General features: G+C 51.1%; 18 protein-coding genes. 2 read left to right on the forward strand and 16 right to left on the reverse strand.

Translation table 11 applies throughout. The annotated features are described in order from the left end of the window. Window positions 1-188: 188 nt before the first annotated feature. The 7 genes from F6R98_RS19735 to F6R98_RS19765 all read right to left on the reverse strand — a co-directional run bounded on the left by F6R98_RS19735 (window position 189) and on the right by F6R98_RS19765 (window position 10,112). Complete coding sequence (locus F6R98_RS19735) at window positions 189-1,793, reverse strand: MBL fold metallo-hydrolase (RefSeq protein ID WP_153250535.1); 1,605 nt, start codon at window positions 1,791-1,793, stop codon at window positions 189-191. 8 nt (window positions 1,794-1,801) lie between these two features. Continuing rightward, the gene (locus F6R98_RS19740; RefSeq protein ID WP_194270035.1) at window positions 1,802-5,197 is read right to left on the reverse strand and encodes a non-ribosomal peptide synthetase; all 3,396 of its coding nucleotides are present in this window, start codon (window positions 5,195-5,197) and stop codon (window positions 1,802-1,804) included. Continuing rightward, window positions 5,187-6,446: a sulfotransferase gene (locus F6R98_RS19745; protein ID WP_194270036.1), complete on the reverse strand. Its 1,260-nt coding sequence runs from the start codon at window positions 6,444-6,446 to the stop codon at window positions 5,187-5,189. Before F6R98_RS19745 ends, F6R98_RS19740 begins: the two co-directional genes overlap by 11 nt. Window positions 6,447-6,734: 288 nt before the next feature. Then, window positions 6,735-7,346 carry an adenylyl-sulfate kinase gene (gene cysC / locus F6R98_RS19750; protein WP_153250538.1) on the reverse strand — a complete coding sequence of 204 codons (612 nt, stop codon included), beginning with the start codon at window positions 7,344-7,346 and terminating at the stop codon, window positions 6,735-6,737. Next, the gene (locus F6R98_RS19755) at window positions 7,343-8,557 is read right to left on the reverse strand and encodes a PepSY-associated TM helix domain-containing protein (protein WP_153250539.1); all 1,215 of its coding nucleotides are present in this window, start codon (window positions 8,555-8,557) and stop codon (window positions 7,343-7,345) included. Before F6R98_RS19755 ends, cysC begins: the two co-directional genes overlap by 4 nt. A gap of 523 nt (window positions 8,558-9,080) precedes the next feature. Next, window positions 9,081-9,239, reverse strand: a complete 159-nt coding sequence (locus F6R98_RS19760) for a hypothetical protein (RefSeq protein ID WP_194270037.1) — start codon at window positions 9,237-9,239, stop codon at window positions 9,081-9,083. A gap of 378 nt (window positions 9,240-9,617) precedes the next feature. Beyond that, window positions 9,618-10,112 carry a hypothetical protein gene (locus F6R98_RS19765; protein ID WP_153250541.1) on the reverse strand — a complete coding sequence of 165 codons (495 nt, stop codon included), beginning with the start codon at window positions 10,110-10,112 and terminating at the stop codon, window positions 9,618-9,620. A 119-nt stretch (window positions 10,113-10,231) separates the two neighbouring features. Between F6R98_RS19765 and F6R98_RS22280 the strand changes: the two genes are divergently transcribed. Next, the gene (locus F6R98_RS22280) at window positions 10,232-10,630 is read left to right on the forward strand and encodes a transposase (RefSeq protein ID WP_228124982.1); all 399 of its coding nucleotides are present in this window, start codon (window positions 10,232-10,234) and stop codon (window positions 10,628-10,630) included. Here F6R98_RS22280 and F6R98_RS19775 read toward each other — a convergent pair. The 7 genes from F6R98_RS19775 to F6R98_RS19805 form a co-directional block, all read right to left on the reverse strand. Then, window positions 10,627-11,058 carry a hypothetical protein gene (locus tag F6R98_RS19775; RefSeq protein WP_153250542.1) on the reverse strand — a complete coding sequence of 144 codons (432 nt, stop codon included), beginning with the start codon at window positions 11,056-11,058 and terminating at the stop codon, window positions 10,627-10,629. The genes F6R98_RS22280 and F6R98_RS19775 overlap by 4 nt on opposite strands. A 188-nt stretch (window positions 11,059-11,246) precedes the next feature. Next, the gene (locus F6R98_RS19780) at window positions 11,247-11,471 is read right to left on the reverse strand and encodes an addiction module protein (RefSeq protein ID WP_153250543.1); all 225 of its coding nucleotides are present in this window, start codon (window positions 11,469-11,471) and stop codon (window positions 11,247-11,249) included. 255 nt (window positions 11,472-11,726) lie between these two features. Continuing rightward, window positions 11,727-12,026, reverse strand: coding sequence for a hypothetical protein (locus F6R98_RS19785; protein WP_153250544.1), 300 nt, complete (start codon window positions 12,024-12,026; stop codon window positions 11,727-11,729). 1 nt (window position 12,027) lies between these two features. Beyond that, complete coding sequence (locus tag F6R98_RS19790; protein ID WP_228124983.1) at window positions 12,028-12,288, reverse strand: toxin; 261 nt, start codon at window positions 12,286-12,288, stop codon at window positions 12,028-12,030. Window positions 12,289-12,696: 408 nt separating this feature from the next. Next, window positions 12,697-12,957 (reverse strand): AIPR family protein, encoded by a 261-nt coding sequence (locus F6R98_RS22285; protein ID WP_228124984.1) that lies wholly within the window; start codon window positions 12,955-12,957, stop codon window positions 12,697-12,699. A gap of 1,230 nt (window positions 12,958-14,187) precedes the next feature. After that, window positions 14,188-16,626, reverse strand: a complete 2,439-nt coding sequence (locus F6R98_RS19800; RefSeq protein ID WP_153250545.1) for a mechanosensitive ion channel family protein — start codon at window positions 16,624-16,626, stop codon at window positions 14,188-14,190. A 124-nt stretch (window positions 16,627-16,750) separates the two neighbouring features. Then, window positions 16,751-19,042, reverse strand: a complete 2,292-nt coding sequence (locus F6R98_RS19805; RefSeq protein ID WP_153250546.1) for a type VI secretion system Vgr family protein — start codon at window positions 19,040-19,042, stop codon at window positions 16,751-16,753. A 94-nt stretch (window positions 19,043-19,136) separates the two neighbouring features. Here F6R98_RS19805 and F6R98_RS19810 point away from each other — a divergent pair, with 94 nt between their 5' ends. Continuing rightward, window positions 19,137-20,105 (forward strand): IS5 family transposase, encoded by a 969-nt coding sequence (locus F6R98_RS19810; protein WP_153250884.1) that lies wholly within the window; start codon window positions 19,137-19,139, stop codon window positions 20,103-20,105. 333 nt (window positions 20,106-20,438) lie between these two features. Here the strand turns inward: F6R98_RS19810 and F6R98_RS19815 are convergent, their stop codons facing one another. Both F6R98_RS19815 and F6R98_RS19820 read right to left on the reverse strand, forming a co-directional pair. Further along, window positions 20,439-20,771, reverse strand: a complete 333-nt coding sequence (locus tag F6R98_RS19815; RefSeq protein WP_153250547.1) for a type 2 periplasmic-binding domain-containing protein — start codon at window positions 20,769-20,771, stop codon at window positions 20,439-20,441. Between the two features lie 21 nt (window positions 20,772-20,792). Beyond that, on the reverse strand, window positions 20,793-21,086 hold the full coding sequence (locus F6R98_RS19820; protein WP_153250548.1) for a hypothetical protein: 294 nt from the start codon (window positions 21,084-21,086) through the stop codon (window positions 20,793-20,795). Window positions 21,087-21,237 lie beyond the last annotated feature (151 nt).

Consider the following 21,237-nt stretch of genomic DNA (forward strand, 5'->3'; position numbering starts at 1 on the left):
TTCGATACTGTATATAAGTTCTTAATCTACTTATATGACGAAGCAGTGTGGACGAACCCGTATAGCCGATGCGAAGTTTTTATACGCGGAAGGCGGCGACTATGCCGCCACGATTTCGCTAGATCGCTCAAATCGAAACACCGTACGTGAGCAATCGCCTATGCGCATCACCTTCAAATAAGGCTCTTTCAGACGCTCAGATGGAATTCCAGCTTCCCGTAAGGCCGTTGCGCATCCCTGAATCCGCTGTTTCTGGCCGTATCCAGCACTTTGTCGGACTCTTTGATATATGGGTCCCCATCTTCCGGGGTCAGCGCCATGAAGTATTTCAACCAAGGCTCGCGTCCTATCGCATAAACGTAAACGCGTTCTGCGCCAACTGTAGACAGCAGCGTGGAGGCTGCCTTGGCGTCGCTGCCGTTCGACCGGCGCGACATATTGTGTTTGTGCTGCGGCTGCTGTGGGAGCAACGGACCGTAAACCCATGACAACGGAGCCCCCATGAACTCCATGCCGAGAAATACCGTTCCAACAGGTCCGAGAGCTTTGCAGAGGTGCTGGTACACGCGGTAGTCCAGGCAATTGGAATCGGCTGCGAACAAAATTTGCTCGGAACCGAAACGTACGATATAAGCGCTCTTTGCATGGGGAAGATCGCTGTGCTCCCCGAAAAAAGGCGCGCCGACAATTTCTCCGCCCGGAATGGAGATCGAATCCAGGGAGTCGATCTCGTATATGTTACGAAATCCGATTTTCTGCGCCATCAGTTTCAACGAAACATCGCCGTAAAACATGCCTGAGCTTTTCGGAACGACCACACAGCCTATGCGATGCCGCAGCCGCAGCAACGACTCGAACACGAAATGATCATGATGCGCGTGAGATATCAGCACGAAGTCGATCTGGGCGGGTAAGTCCTGGAACGAGTAACGCTCGATTCCCCCTTCGCTGGGAATTACCGGTATGAAAGGATCGGTCAGAATCGAAACGCCATTGCATTCAACCAATACGCAGGCATGTCCGAAATAACGTATGCGTAGGGTGTTGCCGCACCAGGGCTCCCTTGCCGTCCCCGGCGCTTCCGTCAGCAATGGCAGCAGCCGGTAATCCTCGCTAGGGGGCAATCCCAGCAGTTCACGGATTGCGCCTAACGGCTCGGCATGTGCGTCAAGTTCGAACAAACCGTCGACACGGGAATCTTCAAAAGGCAGCTGCCACTCAACGCTATCCGCCTGGGGCAATCTCGGCGTACTCATGTAATAAGCGCGCGCATCGTCGTGCGTCTGGCTAAACAGTGTTAGCGACTGCAAATCCTTTCGATAATAACTGCTCGCGTATAGCACGCTTTCCAGGCAACGGACATGGGGCCGCTCAAAATAGTCGTAAAGCAGCTCGACATACCCACCCAGGCATTCCGGTATCTTGCTGTAAAAGGCATTGATTCCCTGACCGGTGGCTTCATTGACCAGCGTGTTCTGGAATTCGATCAGCGTTTTCGCGAATTCCAATGCACCGGTATGGTTATGCTGCAGGTCATGCAGTAGCGCTTCCACTTCGTGCGCACGCTCTGCGGCAACGTCCACAAACGGTCCGCCAAGCAACTTCGGGTTGTGGCTGGATTTGACATGGATCTCGGGATTTTGCAGATAGGATTCCAGGGTTTTAACCTGATAATTGGCCATGTGCAGGCAATGGGGGGCGGGCGAGAAAGTATGCGGCCACGCAACCCAGCGATTGACCAGTGCTTCGACGGCGGTATGATCCGCGAGCCGGTATAAAGTCGTATCCTTCATTGTATTTCTCAAATCGCCAGGTCGTTTAATAAACGTTGCGCTTCTCCGTCCGGTAATTGCTCCAGTTCGGCCAGCAGCGCCAGCATTTCTTCGTCGGCCGGCTCCGACTGCTGCTGCATTAATATCTGGGATAACGTGTAAATGGTCGGTGCGTCGAAGAGTTCCGCAACGGAAATCTCGATGCCAAAGCGATCCTGGATACGGACGATAACTTGAATCGCGGATAAGGAATGCCCTCCGAGGTCGAAGAAATTGTCGTGAATATCGATATGCCCGGCTCCCAGTATTTCCTTCCAGATGGCGGCAACGGCCTCCTCAACCGGGTTTAGCGGAACTGCGCCGCTCCCGCTAAATCGTCCTTCGATTATCGGGACCGGCAGCGCGTTCCGATCCAGCTTGCCGTTAGTCATCAGCGGCAATTGCTCCAGGATGACGAAAGACGCGGGAATCATATAATCCGGCAGCGTTTCCTTCAGATACGCGCGTAGTGTCTCGGATGCCGATATATTGCTTCCGGCAGGCGTCTGGCCGGCGGGTACGATATAAGCAGCAATGCGTTTATCTCCGGGACGATCTTCTCGAACCAGAACAGCGGTTTCCTTTACCAGCGGATGGCGCAGCAAGCGCATTTCGATCTCACCCGGCTCTATGCGGAAACCGCGAATTTTTACCTGATTGTCCACGCGTCCTAAAAACTCGATCATGCCGTCAGCATGTCGGCGCGCCAGATCGCCGCTACGATACAACCGCGCGCCGTATTCTTCATAAGGGTTGGGAACGAATTTTTCCGCCGTCAGGCCAGGGCGTTGCAGGTAACCACGCGCCACACCGGCGCCGCCGATATAAACCTCGCCCGGCACGCCGACCGGTGCAAAATTCATCTGCGGATCGAGAATATAAAGCTGATACCCCGCGATTGGCGCCCCGATCGACACCGCGCGGTCGATGTTTCCATCCTGCGGGTGCGTTTTATAAACACTGCACCAAACAGTTGCTTCGGTTGGTCCGTATTCGTTGTACAAAATCGTACCAGGCAAACGCTGATAGTGCTGCTTTATCAGCGTCGTAGGGCAGGTTTCGCCGGCAACGATTACACAGCGCAAGGAGTTTGTCTGATCCGCTTTGCAGCTTTCGAGCAGCAGTCCGTACAATGACGGCAGACATAGCAAATGACTGGGGCGGTCGCGTTCAATAGCTGCGGCCAGGGAGTTGGGCTCCTGATGCTTCCCTTCCTGTGCGATACACAAACGGCCGCCATGACTGAGGGTCCAGAATATCCCGGCTACCGAGCTGTCGAACGCAAACGAAGAAAGCAGCATAAACCCTTCGGGCTGTTCTCCATACTCCCGGAGGCGGGCTGCGGTGGATGCGGCTGCATTGGCATGGCTGACCAGCACCGCTTTGGGTTTGCCGGTAGAGCCAGAGGTGTAGATCAGATATGCGGCTTGCTGCGCCGAAACCGGCCTATACGGCGGGCAGGAGCGGTCATCGCCGCTGACCCGGAGTTCTACCGCTTCAGCGTCATCCAGACAAAGCGTTGGTATTTCAGTCCGTAAGCGCGCTTTCAAATGGGCTTGCGTTAATAGCAACCCAGCCGCGCAATCTCGTAACAACGCGTCGAGCCTTTCCGGGGGGGCGGACGGATCGAGAGGCACATAAGCGCCGCCGGCCTTGAGAATCGCAATCATGCCGACGATAGCTTCAATCGAGCGTTCCGCACATAACCCGACGCGCATTTCCGGCACGATTCCCTGCAACCGCAACAGCCGGGCCCATTGTTCCGCGCGCCGGTTTAATTCGCAATAGCTCAGTTGGCGGTCGCCGCAGATGACCGCTATTTGTTCCGGCTGCGCGAGCGCCACGGCTTCAAAGCGTTCGTGCAGCATACCATCATCGCAGGACAACAATGCAGCGCCGTGGCTCCAGTCGCTCAGTTGGCGATACTCTTTTTCCGTCAATAACGGCAAATCGCCGACGCGCGTTTCCGGCTGCGCCGCAATAGTTTTCAGCAGCGTTCCGAAGTGAGTAGCCATGCGTTCGATGGTGTTTTTTTCGAACAGATCGGTACTGTATTCGAAAGCCGCATCGAATCCGTCGTTATCCTCGGTAATATGAAAAGTCAGATCGGATTTGGCGCTGCCGAAATCGATAGGCAGATAGCGTACCTGTAAACCGGGGACTTCCCATTTACCTGAAGGCATATTGTGCATGACAAATATGACCTGAAAATAGGGGCTGTAACTGCGATCGCGCATCGGGTTCAACTCTTCGACCAGTTTCTCGAACGGCAAGTCCTGATATTCCTGAGCCTCCAATGAAACGGTTCTCATCCGCCTGAGAAAATCAGTAAATCTGGGGTTTTCAGCCAGCTCCGCCCTTAATACCAGCATGTTGGCAAACAGTCCGATCAAGGCCTCGAATTCAGGGCGGCTGCGGTTAGCTACGGAAGCGCCAATGCAAAAATCCTGTTGCCCGCTATAGCGGTGCAACAGGACGCTGAACACAGAAACCAATGTGACAAACAGTGTTGCACCCTGTTTGCGGCTGATTTCCCGGAGGCGTTCAGCCAGCAAACGATCGACGCGGAACGAATAAACCGCGCCGGCCCCGCTCTGTATCGGGGGGCGAGGTCGGTCGGTCGGGAGTTCCAGCAACGCAGGAACATCCGCCAGTTGCCGACGCCAATACGCCACCAGCTTTTCCAGCCGTTCGCCTTGCAACTGCTGTCGTTGCCAATACGCATAATCCGCGTACTGGATTGGCACGGGAGGTAACGCCGGCAAACGATTTTCTGCAAACGAGAGGTAAAGCGTCGCAAACTCCTCGAACAGAACCGCGGCCGACCAGCCGTCGAATACAATATGATGCAAGGTGAACAGCAATACATATTCTTGCTTGCCCAAATCCAGCAGATTCACGCGCAGCAGTGGCCCGTTTTGTAAGTCGAAGCGGTAAGCGCCGTCTTCGCGCGCACGGCGCAGCACTTCGGGCTCCTGTTCCTGCGGAGGCAAGGCGCTTAAATCCTGTACTTCGATTTCAATCGGCAACTCGGGCCGGATTATCTGAATGGCTTGATCTCCGGCCAGGTCGAATTTGGTTCGCAGAATTTCATGACGGCGTACGATTTCATTGACGGTTAATGTCAGCAACGGGATATTCAACTGACCGCTAAGATGCAGGGCTGTAGGAATGTTATAAGCAACATTTGCGCTGTCCATTCGGCTGAGAAACCACAAGCGCTGCTGCGGGAAAGACAACAGCGCGGGGTCAGCGACAGGCCGTTTCGTTATGGTTTCGCTGCCAGCCGCCGCCGTCAGACGTCCTCGCAGCTGTTTTTCCAGTAACGCCCGCTTAGCCGCTGAAAGCTTTGCTTTTTGTTCGGCAGGGTCTTGATTAGTCTGCATCTTCTGTTCTCTTAAGTTTTCTGCGGTCGTTTTTTTCATGGCCGCCTAAAAGCAGCGTTCCGAACTGTATTGTCAAACTCAAATCGCCGGACGAAGCAACCTCTCCCTGTTCATAAGCGTCAATAACCGTCATCTTTCCGTCAAGAATATCGGCCATCGAAGAGCCGGAAATCGTCAATGTACAATTCGCATTACCGGCGCAACCGCTTTCTATTGTTGGCGATGCACCGGAGAAATCCAATCGCCATTCGCCCCCGTTTGCGCCTTGAACAATCAGATTACAGACGCCGCGCAACGATTCCAATTCGTCTTTTTTACGCGTCAAGATGCCGGAAATTTCTTCAGTGGCGATCTGCCTTTTATTGCCGGTCCCATTGTCGGAATTTACGGCTGAAGTATCGCTCAGCGTTTTGCTGGAAGCGTAGTAGCTCATCACCGGAGGGTAGCCGATTTTTTCATGCAGTTGATCGGCCTTTTGAACGAGATCTTTCGGTAAACGGGATTTTGGTATTGCACTGCCCTTGCCGACGGAATCTTTTGAAATCGCTTTTGACAGCCATACCTTGATATCGCCTTCGCCGCGATCGTGGGGCGTAGTGAAGATCGCCTCCAGTAAAGCGTCATTCCAGTCCGCGCCGAGAAATTCGAATAAGTACGGGAGCACGGCTTTCGGATCGGCGACCAGCGTTTCGTAACGTACTCGAAAACAGCGGGTATGGTTTTCGGTTTCGAAATCGAGCTGTTTGCGGTTGGTTTCCAGCCACCCCTCCATCATTGCCGCGACAAAGTTGTCGGGCCGTCTGCCGACAAAAGGCGCTAGTTCCGGCATATATCCCAACGGATTGAAGCGTATGCAGGAATGCACCACATCCAGGCAGTTCCGATAAAGACAGACATAGCGCGCGTCTGGAAAAATTTTTTCGATGATCGGCAAGTAACTCGTATTTTCCGTGGTCTTTTCGCACCACTGTTTTTTACCCTTGCCGAGCGTGTAACGCGCCATCAGGCCACTCACGACTAGCCGCGTTTCCTCGATTGCAACCCGTTCCTTTTCACATTCCGAACCGGTCAGCTGCCCGAGCGAATAATAAACGCTACGAAACAGCCGCTCGCACAGTGCGCCCAGATCAAGCTGGGGCGGGCTGCAGATATCCGGATGGGTATCGACGATGCAGCGCAGCAAGGTCGAGCCGGAACGCGGGGATGACAATATAAAAATGGGCGGAACCGTTACTGCCGTCGTCATCATTGATGACTCCATACGTACGCACAACCGGAAATACTCATAACGCGCTCGTTTCCTGAAAAGGGTTGATAACGAATATAGCTGTTCGCTATATCCTTATGACGAAAAGTTAAGGCGGAACCCGTACGAGTGAAGTAAAATTTTCAATGGCAATATGGATGTATTCTTTGTAATTATTCAGCCAGTGGAACCAGCTACATGGTCGCTGGTTTTAAATTGGCCGCGCACGAGCCTTCGGCTGAAACAATTTTGCAGGAGCAGGCAATGGTAGCTGAATAGTTACCGTTCTTTTCAGATCACAAAGTCGATATTGGGCAATACGCCGCGCTGGTGCAGATAGGCGATAATCCGGTCCGCGCAATCGTTCAGATCCTCCTCACCGGTCATGATGATGAGTTCGGGATTTTGCGGTTCCTCATAAGCAGACGAGATGCCGGTAAATTCCTTGATTTCGCCTTGTCTCGCTTTTAAATACAGTCCTTTGACGTCGCGCTGCTCGCAAACGCGCAGCGGCGCGTTGCAAAATATTTCAATAAACTCGCCAGCAGCCAGCGCGCGCACCATTTGACGATCCGCCCGATAGGGAGAAATAAACGCGGTCAGCACGATGACGCCGGCATCCATGAACAGTTTTGCGGTTTCGCCGATGCGGCGGATATTTTCCTTGCGCTGTTCCGGGCTGAAGCCGAGATCGGAACAGAGTCCATGCCTGACGTTGTCGCCGTCGAGCACGTAAGTCCGGCAGCCGTTTTGAAATAGAATTTCCTCGACGCGATGCGCCAGCGTTGATTTGCCCGCGCCGGACAAACCGGTAAACCAAAGGATAAAGCTGCGATGACCGTTTTGCAGTTCGCGCTGCTGTCTGGAAATAATGGGCTGATGCCATACGATATTTTCTTTCATGCTGTGATTCTCGAGTGAATAATGCGCGCTCTGCGTTTGCGCAGCCAGATAATGATGCCGGTAACGGAGAGCATGACGATGGCCAGACCCCGCACGCAGTAGGGCAGGCCAAACACGTCGGCTTCGTGCAGCGCTTCCAGCCACGCGCTCGCGGTATAGCCGGAATACTGTGTTGCAGGTAATTGAATGCTTAATAGTTGTCCGCTATACATATCGAAATCGAGCTCCGTGTCGCCATTTTTATCTCGGATGTAGAGGCTGCTTTTGATTCTATAATGATAGCGTCCCAGCCCTTCCCGGCGGTACAAGGCGACGGCGGTATCCACCGTAAATCCGTGTGTTTTGGCCTGCTCCTGCATCAAGCGCCCGGCTGTAGTCTGGGCTTCGCGCCAGCCCATCGGCGAGGTGCGGTTTCGAGGGGGCGATGCGATCTGCGCGTCTGCCGGCGGCAGATTGAAGAGTGTACGCATGACCGGCTGGTAAACCGGGTCATGAAGACTAAAGCCGACGCTGGACCAGGCGAAGATCAGCAGTATCAGCCACAGCCATAGCCCGCCGGCGCGATGCAGGTCGAAGTTGACGCGGTAAATGGATGAGCGCCATTTAACCAGCCAGGCCGGTTTCCAGCGTTGCCAGAAATTCCGCTGTTTCTGTGCCGCCTCCTTGACCATGCAAGGAGGGTTGCCCGGTTCAGCGCTGCCTGGCTTTTTTCTTCTGATTGGAAAAGTCAGATAAAACGCAACGAAACAATCGAGCGTCCATAGCAGTGCGACGATACCCAGCATCAGGTTCATATGCAGCCAGTAAACGAACGGCATCAGATTGTCGATACCGGTCGGCAGGACTCCCACTGTGCGCCGCCCGAGTTCACGGCCGCTTGCGGCGTCGATAATGAATTGATTAAAGCCTAATTGATAAGGCTTTCCTGTTGCCGGATCGATTTTGGGAATGAAACCGACCAACGCCGATCCGGATGAGTTGATCACAACCGCCCCGACGCTGGTTTGCGGCAGCAGATCCTGCACGGCAAGCGCCAGTTCGCCGGGCTTAAGCGGCGTCGATTGATTTGCCGGAAAAAGCTGCGGTGTAAGCGCATGATTGATTTCCTGTAGAAACGCCAGCAGGCTGCCGGTCAATCCGACCAGGATCAAAAATTCTGCAGTGGCGAGGCCGTCCCAGCGCTGTATCAATACCCAGAAATGGCGGGTCATATTGTGCTTTCAAGTTTCATATGTTCCTCTGAAGCGTAGGCATGAAGGTAAAACTGCACGCGTCCATGTTTTTTGATGCAGCCATTTGCCGATACCTCTTCAGCAGCCATGCTGAAGAGTTGCTAAAACTTTTCAGTATATGCTTATGACGAAACGCTGCGGAAAACCCCGTAGCATGGCGATGAATTTTTGATGCATCGGAGTACATATATGCCAGGGCGGTCCGGTTTCCGTCGATATTTGCAGATTTAAAGAACGAACAAGCACATCCGCTGTTGTGCTTTATGGCGACGTTTCATGGCCGCATGATTTTGTTACACGGACGAAAGAAGGGCTTGACGGCTAGCTGGAAAATGGCCTTCATCCCGCAGCAGCCTTATCGCCATATTGAAAACCAAGTGGAGCCAGGTAATAAAGTCGTGCTCAGCAAGGGTAAAAAATCCGCTCTGGCCTCATGGATTCGCACTACCTCTTTTTACGGTTCGGTGCATAATTACCGCAGGCTGAAATCAGCCAGATCAAGTCAGCCAGCGTGCCGGAAACCGCAACAGCAATAGTCATCGGGTAAAGACGTACCGTTCTGTCCGGCTGCGACCAGACTGCTGACCAGAAAAGCGCAACCGAACTGGAAGACGCCGGTCAATGCCGATCCGACACCTGAATATTGACCGCTTGCAGCCATGGCTATCGCAGCCGCATTCGCGCAGATGAAGTCAAGCGTAGCGATAGCGAACCGGAGCGGGATCAATACCTAAATCAGGATGCCGCTGCCGGGGTGTACAAGCATCAACAGGCCGCGGCAGCGATATTGTGAGGATCAAAAGCCGGGCTCAAGTACTTCAGCGCGATGCGAGCGCGTCACACAGACCTGTTTGTGTTTTTCAGGGAAACAGAGTGTAGCTGGGGCTGGTCATCGTAATTTCAAGCTTGAAATGATGGTGGGAAAGAGTTTGACAGAGGCGGTGGGCGAGTTGAAAATATGGGTGTTCCGGTTTAACCCGACGTAAAACAATACGCGCATACGATAAAAACTTAAGTAAGCGCCATTCTGGTCTGTCCCCTACTTATCCGCGTGAAACCCCCAAAGAACATCCTGCTTGTCTTTGGTCATCTGCTCCGCCACGCGAGAAACGATTTCATCAGCGTGCGCCTGCGCCCCTTGAATCACTTTCCATGAGGGTGGTGTGTTAATCTCAAAAAGCAATTGCAGCGCGCAAATGCCAGAATCGCCAGCGTCAGGGAGGTTAGGCGTCAATTTAGAAGCTAGAAAAGGAACAGATTCTTCTGGATGCTTTTTGAAAACAGCCGCGATCCGTTTAAAGTCATCCAGACGCTGTCCAGTGAGCCGATCCAGTTCTGCTTGCGATGGCAGCGGGTCCATCGCCTGCAGATTTGGCGAAAGAAGAGTGGCGAGAATCTCCTGTGCATCTGAGAAATTTTGCTCGAGATCGGCAGCTGATGCCGCCTCGAATGGAGAGAAGTTGTGTCTCTCCGACTGCATGGTGATAGTCAGCACGACGATTACCGATAAAATCAGCAGACTAAGCGTTTTCACATGTTTATTTCTGTACATAACGAGATAAAACCAAGTAGGTTCGATAAAATAGAGGCAGGTTTCTGTTTTATGGTTTGCAATTATTGCGTGGACATCCGGATTTTCCGGGAGAAGCTTTTATGCCGGGCATAGAAGAATTTTGCGAAATTCTGCCGGATGCCAAAGCATTATCGCACGTACCGGGTAGAGTTCGATATAACGCTGACGAGCCGGCAGACAAGTTTCATCCCGTGTCAGGCAAGACCGAAAGCCCCTCTCCAACAGGTGGTAGCATAGCTGTAACCAATATGGGTGTCCTAGGGAACCTCTGGGCAGGGATCGGGCAGGTACACAAATTCGGAACTCAGTATCTAGCCAATTACGCCAATGAAGCGGCCTACCGCGAGGATACCCGGCGCTGGAGCAACGGCGCTATTTTCAGCGACATTACCGCCAAGTGTGCCAAAACCCGCACGCACCATGATTGGTGCGGCTATTGGCAAGGTAACAAGCGCCGGGAAGAAAGACTGGCCGCTTAGGCTATTTTCCAGATACGCGCCGCGCCTTCGGTTTCGCTTGGCGCGACCAATCCCTTAGCTTCCAGCTTGTTCAAGGCGCTCAAGGCGCACCGCTGAAACTGCTCAATCCTGTTTGCGTTCGACTCAACTCCTTTAAGCCTGAGCATGGCTTCCGCTATTTCACCGCTGGTCAGGCCGTCCACACTCTCGCGCAGAATATCCAGGATTAGCCGGGGGCGTTCGCCGTGCGTAAAAGAATGGCTACGCTCCCGGTGCGCCTTGGCGCGTACCGTGCGCAGATCGAATTCCGGCGAGAACAGCTTGATGGTGGCGTCGATGTGGTTTAGATCGGTGGAAATGCGACTGATTTCGGCCTGATAATGCTGGATCAGTCCGGCCATTTCGGAGCGTTTGGCAACCAGACCGGAAATAACATGGGATTCTGCCATGTGGCACCTGTTTTGTTAGTGAATACAGGTACATTGTAGGCAGCTCGCCGGTTACAGGGCTTGTGCAGTTGCTACATAATTCCGGAAACCTGAGAAAAATGCCCGAGAAAGTGCTGTATCTGCCTGCTCTCTATACTATTCTGCCGCAGATCGGATATCCTGCTCAGACTCCGGGTGAAGCAAATACCTCATTGAAACTCTATTCTGAGCCGATCCAGAGTTTCCACTCCAGGGAGTAATGCTATGGCACCGCTTTCGACTTCAGCGTGACGCCTTTCAATTTCTTCAGCCCATGAATTTTCTATAGCAGGCTCGGAATCTAGGCTTGTGATAAGTTTTTCGACAAGACGAGCGCGTTGAGCGTTAGGCAAACTTAAAGCCTCGGCCTCAAGCTCTTCAACAGTAGCGGTCATGCGTTTTCTCCTGAAATAACAGCGATTCGGTAGCTGAGTGCCATAAGAGTGTGTATGCAAGCAACCTCAAGTTTCTAAAGTAGAATTCAGCGGCGAGCGTCAGCCAAGTCCGCTGGAATGATTCGCTAGACTGGGGATAGGGAATAACCTTTAAATCCAATGCCGAGCTGAAAAAGCCACAAGCGAACCCGTGTGCCGGATATTTGCGTAAACGCTCAAGCAAGCAGTACATTAACAAGCCACTTGTTATGGGCGTTACTTGTTGTTTCGTGAGGTTAGACGAGGCGACGGTTCTACAAGTCGCCCTGTGACAAATTTGTGAAGCACGCTAGCCATCAGAGTCTGATAAGGCAAGCCTTCTTCGGCAGCTCTTGCCTGAAGATCTTCGAGGTCGCGGGAAGAGATGCGGATATTAACACGCTTGTCTTTAGCCAGTGATGCAGAAGCTATTGATGCATAGTGCGCAATTTCATTTTCGGGATTAAGTACAGACCTCCATTCGCCTCTTTCGAAGGAAGCCAGAATTTCTTCCTCAAGTTTGCTTTCATTATTCATTTCAATTGGCCTCTGCCAGATATTTGCGGGTAGCTTTCCGACTAGGAATAATCGTTTTTAGAAAGACCTCGCTGTTGGTCTCTACAAACGGTTCCAAATAGATGTAACCACGAATACGCACCACGAACATGCGTTGGTTCGGGTACTGCTCTGTGTTTGGATGGTCGAGTACATCAAGGAGGCCTCCATGCGACAAGGCGGACAGCACTTTTTCAAATGACACGCTTCGCTCTGCCATGAGGGCGGATGTTCTTTTCAGCATTCCAGTTCACAGGTTTCATGTGGGGCATAATACGCCAGTGTCTCTTACGGCATCAAGTCTAACGCCAGCCATAACCGGACACAAAAAGCATAGCGCAGCAAAGCTTTTTGTGGTCCGAGTTTATGGCATTGTTATGCCAATTATAGATTGCGTTCATACTAATGGGGTTCGGGAGTAGCGGCTTATAAAATTCAGTGATGTCTGCTGCAAACTCGGCACTATTGAACCATTTTTTATGGTTTGTATATGCAACTTGCTTTTTCTCGCCAGTTTCTCTATCTAACTTTACTCTCATTTCCTGTGCTTTATTTCGGTATGAGTTCATAAACTCACGCCAGTTATTTATTATTATTGATATATTGTCGTCAATAACTGATTGATAAGCACTTACACCAGAAGGCTTAAGTGCTACTGTAGCATATAGGATGTTTGATCACCATTAATGATCTGCGGGTTTTTGACGATTAACTGAGCTTTTCTTTTCTGACCAATGCGCTCATTGATATATGTCTCATCTGAGAGCATGGCTATGCCATTATTAAATAACGCGAATTCACTGGCATCATTAGTTATTATTGTATCTTTGATTGCACCGTTAACTTTTCCGCCTTCATGCCCCAAATAACTCCTTGGGTTGTACTTAAGAATAGAGTTCTTATACTTGTACATTATTTTCCCAAGCGCTAAGGTTGGGACAAAAAGGACTGTTATTTAAAAATCGCCTTTTCTTGTTTGAACTGTATAGCTAATTTTACTGCCAGCATTCTTGTTACTCAGATCAATATTTATATTTAGATCAGATGCTTGATAAAAATCCCCACTAACAACAGGAAACACGAGATCCGTATAGCACTTTTCGCAGTCAAAAACCTTTGTGGTAAATCCGCCGGAAAGTTTAAACAGGTCGCTCTGTTTTACATTGAATAAGTTGGCAATAATTATTACTTGGTATGAATATCGTCCTATATTTTCAGTTGAAAACACTTCCCTCTGTAGTTGCAATATCTTATCGCTATACTTATTTCCTTGCTCATCACATTACTCGCCGTTCAAAACTCTATCTACATCCATGACTAAAATTTCTTTTAGTTCAATTTCCTTATTTTAGAAATCATTGGTGTTGGCTTTGAATTTTTATTGCAAGAAACAGAATGCCTTGCTTTCATTGCAAATATAGCATCCGTCTATCCCGCCATCATATGAACCATCAGAAATAAAGTGTTCTCTCCGAGCGAAGTCCAACAGTCCGAAGTTCACTTTGAGTTATAAATGGATAAACGCTATGGATCGAGCATTAACTAATTCGGTCACGCTACATTGATTTGGTAACGGGTATTTTTTACTCAAGGAGAAGGGAGCCTCACAGATAATCGCGTCCAAGATATTCAGTAAAAATTCATATTTTGTCACATATTCCGTGCCTTGGTCGATAGTTCCTACTTGTATTCACTTGAGTTTGTTTTGAAGGCATAACGTGAAGTAGCAAACCGAAAGACGCAAAACATTACGTCATGGTGTGGTCCATTGTCTTTCAATTCGGGTAAAGTACGCTGTATTTCATGCGTTTAGCAGAATTTAGCACAACCTAAAAAATGCAAGAAACATCAACGACTCCCTCACCGACAGAGCAGAAGCTGCTGGAGCGGGTTGGAAATAACTTAGAATTAAGCACTGCAGCATACGTACAGAACAAGCGTATACCGACTGAATCAGGCGGGAAGAACTGGCTGATGGCAAGCTGGCCCCGCCGGTGCCATTGCTTTTTTACAGGAGTGGGGAGCGGCACAGATATTGACCGGCTTTTTGCCCCTGCGCCGTAAAAAAACGCTGCCGAACGAGGAAGAGTATGTTGGACATGGTTGATATCATGGCAACGCTTGATTTTCAAATCCGAGTTTGTCAGTTCTCGCTATCCCTGCTTCTGACCGGGCGATTTCTCCTTCCCATGATTGACGCTTTCCGCCAGCCGCTTTTTTCATTACGCTCGCAGAGCGTGTCAACCGAATGCAATATTGCATCGAGCTGGCGGTCTTCGAAATTCAAATGCACATCGCGTTGCGGAAACGGGATGGAGATCCTGTTTTCACGTAACGATTGATTGATGCTGAAACAAAGATCGCTGGTGACCGAGAGCAGTTTATCGACGTCCACGATATAAACGAACAGTTCGAGTTGAAGCGCATCGTTGCCGAACCCGCGGAATATGACGTTCGGAGCAGGTGTGTATTTTACGGCGGGGTGTTTGTCCGCGATATCGAGCAGCAGTGATTTAACCAGGCAGGCGTCTGCATCGTACGCTATGCCGACTGGCAGGATGATCCGTCCGTCGCGATCAGCATGGGTGCGGTTCATCACCGCCGAAGAAATCAGGCTGGAATTCGGAATAAATACCGACGCGCGCTCGAATGTGGTCAGTTCGGTCGCTCGAACATTGATTTTAGCGACGTGCCCCTGGTGTTCGCCTACCACGATCCAGTCGCCGACCTTGATCGGGCGTTCCACCAGTAAAATAATGCCGGATACGAAGTTGTTGATAATATTTTGTAGTCCGAAGCCGATGCCAACCGACAATGCGCCGACTATCATCGCCAGATTGGAAAGATTCAGGCCGATAGTGGACGCCGCGAGTACCGCCGCCAGTACAAAGCCGATATAGCCGACGCTGGATCGAATCGAGTTGCGCAAGCCGATGTCCAGAAGCGTATGCGGGAATATATGCTTATCCAGCGAGCGCTGCAACAAACGGGTAGTCAGGCTCAATCCGATAAACAGCAGGATCGCAAACAGGATATTCGAAGGCGAAAGCGTCAGGTTGCCGATCCTGATCGAAAAAAAAGTTTGATGCAGCCAGGCACTGATTTCGTGTTTTCTGGCGCCCCAGATCAGCAACAGCATAAAAACCGCAATTAATCCCAACAATAGGTTGGCGAAAGCGGTAATCCAGAAACGCAGGTTTTCACCGTTTTCGCGCGTTAGGCTGAATTGATGGCGGATTATTTCGGCAATGATGCTTTTTATCAGCGCGCCGCCTATGAATAGCCCGAGCGTCAGCACGATCTGCGTCGCCAGCAACCGCGACAATGTGACGTAACCGGCCAGCGCCGAAAGCGGGATGGCAAGCACCAGAATCGACAGGATTGCTCTAAGTGTGCCCCACGTTTGCGGTTTGAGTATCGAAGGCCGGGTAGCGGAATTCGATGTCGTTTGCCAGAAAGGCTGTCTCAGGGAAATCAGTAAAGTCGCTGTAATGCAGATACTGGAAATAAATTTATGAGCGACTGTCAACTCTTCCGAAGCGGCAAAATATATCTGCAACTCGTTAATAATGTTGTCCAATGCAAAAACAGAAGTAATCACAATAATAACGATACCTAAAGACCGGCTGCCGTGGCCGGTAGCGCCTATCAACCGCCAGTGTGGATTGAACGGCAGCAGTACTGTGGTGCAGAAAGCAGCGACAAGAAAAAGCATTATTAACGATAGTATTACGGCAAGAGCCAGATCCTGTGCATTATCTGGGATTCCGTAATGGTACAAGGCGGCGTAAACAACTCCAATTACGGTGGATGGGACGAGAGAGTTAATCAGTCCCATATAAAGTGCGAAGCGCAGCCTTTGTTCCTGTGTGGGCTTTTCCTGTTGCAGTTCAGCCTGCGCCTTCAAGCGCTTACGTAACCGCAGCATGTAAACAACCAGTAACAACGCTCCTACGACGCCCATGTAACCGAGCACAGGTAAATGGCTTATCCGCAGGTTGCTTAGAAACGCCTGCAAGCCGGTGCGAGAAAGACGCCAGCCGGCTATAAACTCGTTTGCGGCCTTATTCCAAAGCTCAGAAGACAACGGGTTTTCGTTGCGAACGCGAATTTTTTCGGCAAATCTGGCGCTTTTAGCTGCAACGATGCCGACTAAAACATGATCGATATGCGCTATAACCAGTTCCGCACCCTTGATTTTGTTGTTCGTTTCTATCAGGTCGTCGGAAATCTGTTTACGCTTGGCTTTAATGGGCTCGGCTTCCGGGGGCGAATCCGTAGCAGGCTCCGGACCAAAGGCCCCGATAACAACATCGAGCGCCTGTTTATCGAGTATGCTTGAATTGAGCGTTTCCTGGAGCTGGGTTCGCAACGTGGCAAGCTGCGTCTGCATCGCATCCAGTTGATCGCTGTTCACATCAGGCTTTGCGGCATTTTTTTCTATTTTATCGACGGCATCGTTCCACTCTACCAGCGTAGTGAAGGAGGTTGATGTTTCGGCATAGGCGTTTAATGCAAAAAATGCAATAATATAGATAGACAGGCAAGAGCGAATTATGGATAAATACCCTGGTTTTTTCATGTAAAAACTGGCACGAAACAGATTTGAGATGACTTTGTGCAGCAGAATGCAAGTCGCGGCGAGGGAACGGTTTGACGGATCGGGACGTTGAACGCCAATGTTATATGCGAGCAGATTAGTACCCCTACATAAAAATGTAGGTCCCCGTTTGCATAGCAGCGGAAACGGAGCTTACCTTGGCATCAATATCTTCTACTCTGGCCGCCACTTCCCAAATCTCGGTAACCGTATTTAGCACACTGGCGTCTATCTCGTGGACCTGAGCATCAATGGACTTTATGCTGGCCGCAACTTCCTGAACCTGGATATCAATAGTTGTCACGCCGGCCGCTACATTTGTCATGTGAGCATCCACCTCCTTAACCTCGGCCGCCACAGTATCGACTCTAGCACTCACGGCAGTAACCATACACCCCACCTCTCCCACCGACGTGCCGATAGATTCGATGCCGGACTGAATTTTTTCAACTTTGGCTATCGTAGTGTTCAGTTCGAGGTCGCAATCCTTAAATTTAATGGTTTCTTTTTCCCATGAAAGTCCCATTGACCAACTCAAATAAGCGCCTATGTATATCTCCGAAGTAGCGCCAATGCTATTCGTTGAGGTGGCGCCGATATAATTCGTTGCGCTGGCGCCGATATAATTCTGAAGGGTAGCGCCATAGTAACCAGTCGTGCTAAAGCCTAAATACTGGGTAGCATAATTACCAGCGTAAAGGGCCTCGTAAAACCCATTGATGTTTATACTATAATCCTTGGCATTAATGGTGATATGCCCGTCGGTTGATACCGATGCTCCGCTCTGGCTATCCGAACTCGAATCGCTGCTGTCCGCCCCCACGGCTTTCGCCGAAGATGGCGGAGCACCCAGGCTGACCCGGGTATTGCAGGTCGGCGAATACAGATATATGCCTTGCTTCCCTTCCTCGTCGTTAAATTCGATGCTGTTTTGCCCCGCCGTCCGGATCACCGACTGCGTTTGGTTTTCGTCACAGACGACGTCCGGATGCAGCGAGTTATGCAGCGCGCCAATGATCACCGGTTCGTCCGGGTTGCCCTTATGGAACGACAGCATCACCTCGGTGCCTTTATGCAGTGGAAAATTCATGCCGTAGCCTTCTCCCGCATACGGGCGCGCCATGCGCATCCAGGCCGAAGCTTTTTCAGGTTCTTTCTGGGTGACGTCGTAAGGAAGTTGCACTTTGTATTCGCCGTGTTCGTTCAGTTCGGCATATTCGCCGGAGCCTTGAGCATCAATGTAGGCGGTGAGGTTGCCTTCGATTTTCGGCCATGGGTGGACGATTTCCGGACGGAACTGCACATCGGCCGGTATCGCGTTGAATGATGCCTGGTAAAAATCCTGGACCGTTGCGGCTTCCGATGCGGGAACGCCCAAACCTTCCAGCAACAGCGCTGCCTGCGAACCGCGATGGCAAATCCGCGTCAGCAGGTAGCGTTGATTGAAGCTGTTGCGGTAATGCCCGCGCAGTTCGAGCCAGTAGCCGCAACGCATGCCGGTAGCTGCCGATTCGCCGGTGAATTCGCGGCTGCGGCATATCAAACCCTCTGCGCGTATGCGCGCCAAAGCCTGGGCGGCCTCGTTGGTGTTGATGTGGAGGTCGTAACTGACGATTTCGCCGATGCCGTTTTTATCGACCGGCGCAATTCCCTTGATTTCCAGCGAGGACTTTTTGTAAAAATGATCCATGACGGTCACTTGCCTGGGCAGAGACTGCAGTTTCATATTGAAACTGTATATCCGGCTGGGTGCCGCGAGTCCATCCGTTTCGCGATAAAACATCTGCAGCACAGGCGTATCGTGCGAATTGCGGTCATTGCCCAGAACCACGATTTCCGCTTCCTGACGTTCCTCAAACCACCAGTAGATACCGAGCCGCTCGCACCAGCGCGATAAAAAATCGAGGTAGTGCTCCTGGAATTGAAAGATGAATCGCCCTTTCGGGAACTTGTCCTGATTGACGATCCGTAACGCGTAGTCGTCATGGGTCAACCCGGCGTCGCTGATCACCTTGTCGAATAGTTCCAGCGGACTGTGTTCGGTATAGACTTCGTTCAGAAAATATCGCGCAAGAAACCACAATCTCGGAACCAGTTTCGCTCTGTAGAAAGTCCAGCCTGTTATCCTGTGCAGTTGTTCGAAGCTTTCGATCACGCCGCTATAGCAGCTTTCCGCACAGCCTTCAGTACCGTCGTTCAAACGAAAACGGGCTGTTTGTCCGACCAGTTTGTATTCGTCGATACCGCTGTCGGACGAAGCCAGCAACAGATCGAAGCGATAGAGTTCCGACAACGCTTCTTCGCCTTCGAAACTGACTACTTCCAGCGAGGCGCCGGAATCCAGCGTCTCGCAACTGAAAGAAAACCTGCGGTTCGAATCCGCTAAGGAAACGCTGATTTAATCGCCACCTAATTCCATATATTTATTATGGATATAAATTAACCATGGTATAATAATCAATATATTATACTGAAACGGTTTCCGGCGTATGATGAAACAGACCACCCTCCTTGACGTTCTTCTCCAGCAAAAATCGCGTACCACGCGGCGCGAGACTTTTTTGAACGCGATGGATCAGGTAGTTCCCTGGTCTGAACTGGTCGAGCTCATTCAGCCGGTGTATCCCGCTTCCGGACGAGGTCGTCCGCCTATCGGGATCGAAAGGATGTTGCGATTGTATTTCATCCAGCAATGGTACGGCTTTTCCGACGAAGGAACAGAAGATGCGCTTTATGATATGCCCCTATTAAGCCGCTTTGCCGGAATTGACCTGACGCATGAGCGTGTTCCCGATGCTACCACGCTATTGAACTTCCGCCACCTGCTGGAAGAGCATAAGCTGGCGCCGGTGATGCTGGGCCGCATTAATGCGCTTCTTGAAGCGAAAGGATTACTCATGCGCGAAGGAACGATCGTGGATGCCACGTTGATCGCAGCGCCGCCCTCGACCAAAAACAAAAGTGGCGAGCGCGATCCGGAAATGCACCAGACCAAGAAAGGAAATCAGTGGTATTTCGGGATGAAGGCGCATATTGGTGTGGATGCTGAATCGGGACTGGTTCATACGGTTGTCGGTACGTCGGCGCATGTCAGTGATGTGGTGATGACCAGCGAGTTGCTTCATGGTCGGGAACAAGTGGTCATAGCCGATGCCGGTTACATCGGCGTTGAAAAGCGCGAAGAGAATACCGGGAAAACGGTGGAGTGGTTGATCGCCATGAAGCGCGGCAAGCTAAAAGCGATGCCCGAAGGCCGATGGAAAGAAACGGTGCGCGAGATCGAAAAAAAGAAGGCGCAGATTCGTTCGCGTGTCGAGCATCCGTTCCATGTGATCAAGAACCTGTTTCATTATCGCAAGACGCGGTATCGGGGATTGGAAAAGAACACGCATCAACTACAGATTTTGTTCGGGCTTTGTAATTTGTACCGGAGCCAAAAGCGGCTGATGGGGTCGATATGAGGGATTATTGCGCCCTCAATCCGCCCGAAAGGCGGAAAATGCCGGTAAAACCGGTGGTTTTAAGAGGGAACGCATAAAAAATGCGCCAAAATAGAAAATTTAGGCTCAAAAAAATTGCGCACCGGCGCAGCAACCCAGGTTTTGGCTATTAATCAGCGGTTCCCTAATTGGCTGGAAATCAGCATAAATCTGGAACCTCCCAAATAAAGCCATGCTGCGATATCAAAACCGGTGGCAGGATTGCAAAGTGTCAGGGTTCAAAGTCTATCACGGGACTAGACAAATAATCGCTTGTTAAAACCGCAAGTGCGGATCCCGTGCCGCTCCGGATACTCAGTAGTCGGAGATATGCTTATCCATGATCGTCTGGTAACTACCGTCCCGCTTCATACGGGCCAGAGCCAGGTTAAAATCCTGCACGAATTTCGCATGATCAGGGTTGGTTTTGCTGATTCCGGCGAACAAGTCGATTTTCAGAAAGCATTGCGGCAGAAATTCCAACGCTTTTGCTTCGTTAGGCATGAATTTGGCCAATAAATTAATATCGCGTTTATCGCCCAGCACCAGATTCAGGCCGACCGCCAGCGCATTCAAGGTCGGCAACATATTGGCCAACGGGACCTTGATCACCTCCTTGACGGCTATAAACTCGAGGGGAGACGGCATATTGTCGAAAACGCCTGCTTTTTAACCGTTCAAATCGCGCAGAAGCGCATACGTTATGCCCGATGGTTTACGTTTGATGAAGCATGGTTCGTTTGAAAGGACGGCATCGGTAAAGTCCGCATCGCGCGCGAGGTCGTCGGTGGGCCGGACATTGCTTATGATATCGTAAACGCCGAAGCGCGTGCCGGCGACAGCACGCGAAGTATCGTTCTCCAGTATAAAAAGCGAGTAACAGCCGGCCTGATCGAGTACCCGCCTGACCAGGTCGATCGATAAGCCGCCGCGGGAAAATGTTCGTCGACATACGGCGGCCATTCATTGCCGACTACGCTGAGGGGTTGACCCGCGAAAAGCGGGCGGCATGTTAAAGTAAGCATCAAGAGAACGAGTTTTCCGATTTTCATCCATGTCCGCAGTTTGGGGGGATTTCCGGATAGTATGGCGGGAGCCGCTGTTTTCGAAAAGA

It is taken from the genome of Candidatus Methylospira mobilis, assembly GCF_009498235.1.
Taxonomy (GTDB): domain Bacteria; phylum Pseudomonadota; class Gammaproteobacteria; order Methylococcales; family Methylococcaceae; genus Methylospira; species Methylospira mobilis.